Below are 2151 nucleotides of genomic sequence, written 5' to 3'. Positions count from 1 at the left end.
TGATCAGCATCTCCAGCCCCATACACAGCAGCCCCAGAGCCGTGAAGAGATAGAGGGACACCGTCAGGAAAGACCTGGGGAGCTTCCGGATGCACAGAGTCACCAGCTCGGCAATCACAGTCACCAGCACCACAATGGGCAGGCCCAGCCCCGTGAACCACCCGCTGCTGCCGGAGAGGAACGTCAGCATATACAGATAGAGCGTCACCGCCCCGCCGTCCAGCAGCAGGGACACATAGACCGACTGCCTCGTATAGATGACCGCCGGAATCATGAACACCCACAGGATCACGCAGGCGCCGATCACTGCCAGCGACCAGGGCGAGCCGTTGAACACCAGCAGGTTCAGGATGCCGCAGGTGGCCACCGACGCCAGTATCACCATGGAGAGCAGAAGGCCCAGATCCTTCCTCTTCACCGTCTCCACCTGTCCCTTCTCCCTGGGGAACGCGCCGGCCTCCTCCCGGTCCGCCCCGGCCTTCGCGCTCCCCTGCCGCATCTGCTCCCGTGGATTCACCACAGGCGTATTGCACAGAGGGCATTCCCCAGCATTCCGTTCCAGCTCCACACCACAATTCACACAATATGACATATCCGTCTTCCTCCCCTCACTCCTCCATGTCCCGGTTGCTCTCTATCTTCACATGGATGCCGTCCCGCACCAGCCGCCGGAAGAAATACCGCTCCACATCCGCCTCCACGATGCTGCTGGCGAAGTTCACCGTCAGGATGTCCTCAAAGCTGATGATGGCGCAGTTGGTCCTGCGGGAAAAGGGCTGGCCCATGTAGATGTCGAACCTCTCGATATAGGGCTTCATCCCCTCCGGCACCTTCATCACGCCCATATTGGTCAGCCCCGCCGACGAGTTCCTGTCCTGGACCTTCGTGTAGAACAGCCGCACCACGAAGTCCTTGATGAACAGCGGCACCACCCGGATAAAGGGATTGCGCTGGGTGGCCGCGTTGGTGGTGATGTCCCCCCGGAGCAGCTTCTCGTTGATATGGTATCTCATATAATTGCGCACCTGAACCACAATCTCCTCAAAGGTGTATTCCCCCAGCCTGGGATCCACCCCGGGGAAGATCATGGTGATGAAATTCCGCAGAGTGATGGACGGGAAAAAGCGCCGCAGGTTCACGGGCATAGCAATCTTCACCGGCCGCAGGCGGGCGCGTCGGTCCTCCTCCTGCCTGGTCAGCAGCGCCTGGAGGAGCACGGCGTTCAGGTACTCCGTGATGGTGGCCCCGTAGCGCTTGGCAGCCGCCATGACCTCCGAGACGGACATGATGCCGTCTATGATGTTCAGGGTGTAAAAGGGCTCCGCCGTGCCCCTGACCCGGTAGGACCTCTCCTCCAGCCTGGGGGGACAGACCTTGGCGTTGGCATAGCGCATGTAGGCGTCCTCCAGCTCCCCCTCCCGGGGCGTCCCGTGGATGTCCAGCACGAACCCGCCGTTCTCGATCCCCTCCGCCCCCAGCAGCCGCAGATAGGTGGCCGTCAGGGTCATCAGGACGCACATGCCGCCGGTGCCGTCCCCCAGGCTGTGGTGGGCCTCCAGGGCAATCCTGTTGCGGAAATAGTAGACACGGACCAGATAGCGGTTGTTGGCCTTGAAATACATGGGCTGACAGGGATTCCGCACATCCTTCTGCACGAAGGGGCCCGGGCGGTCGTTGGGCTCCAGGTAGCGCCAGAACAGCCCCTTGCGGATGGCCGCCTTGTAGGTGGGGAACCTGGGGAGTGTCATGTCAAGGGCCTGCTGCAGCACGTCCGGCTGTATCTCCTCCTTCAGGAGGACGGACAGCCTGTACACGGACGAGAAGTCCCGCCTCTGCAGCGTGGGGTACACGATGGCCGACAGGTCCAACTGATACCAGTCCCTGCGGTGGGCATGTTCTTTTCTTTTCGCGGCATGTTCCTTTTCAGTCTTTCCCATTCTCCGACCTCTTTCAGGGGAAAACAAAAGGGCGCAAAGCATTCAAAAAACACACTTTACACCCACTCCCATGTTACCTGTATAGACTTTGAAAGGTACTTGACATCTATCAAGTACCTTTCGTTATAGTGCAGGAAAAGAGACTTGAACTCTCATGGTATTGCTACCACACGGACCTGAACCGTGCGCGTCTGCCAATTCCGCCATTCCTGCA

2 protein-coding genes and 1 tRNA gene are annotated in these 2151 nt (G+C 59.8%); all 3 read right to left on the bottom strand.

The window, feature by feature from the left end; genetic code table 11:
• Positions 1-580: DUF6320 domain-containing protein (locus tag Q2B33_RS23915; RefSeq protein WP_300816126.1), on the bottom strand; the 580-nt coding region annotated here is incomplete at its 3' end.
• 28 nt (positions 581-608) lie between these two features.
• Positions 609-1937: an alcohol acetyltransferase gene (locus tag Q2B33_RS23910; protein ID WP_300564965.1), complete on the bottom strand. Its 1329-nt coding sequence runs from the start codon at positions 1935-1937 to the stop codon at positions 609-611.
• Positions 1938-2066: 129 nt separating this feature from the next.
• Positions 2067-2150: transfer RNA gene (locus Q2B33_RS23905), tRNA-Leu, on the bottom strand.
• Position 2151 lies beyond the last annotated feature (1 nt).

The organism is uncultured Acetatifactor sp. (assembly GCF_948601915.1).
GTDB lineage: Bacteria > Bacillota > Clostridia > Lachnospirales > Lachnospiraceae > Acetatifactor.
Note: the sequence above shows the minus strand (reverse complement) of the source record. Positions and strands in the feature narration are given on the sequence as shown.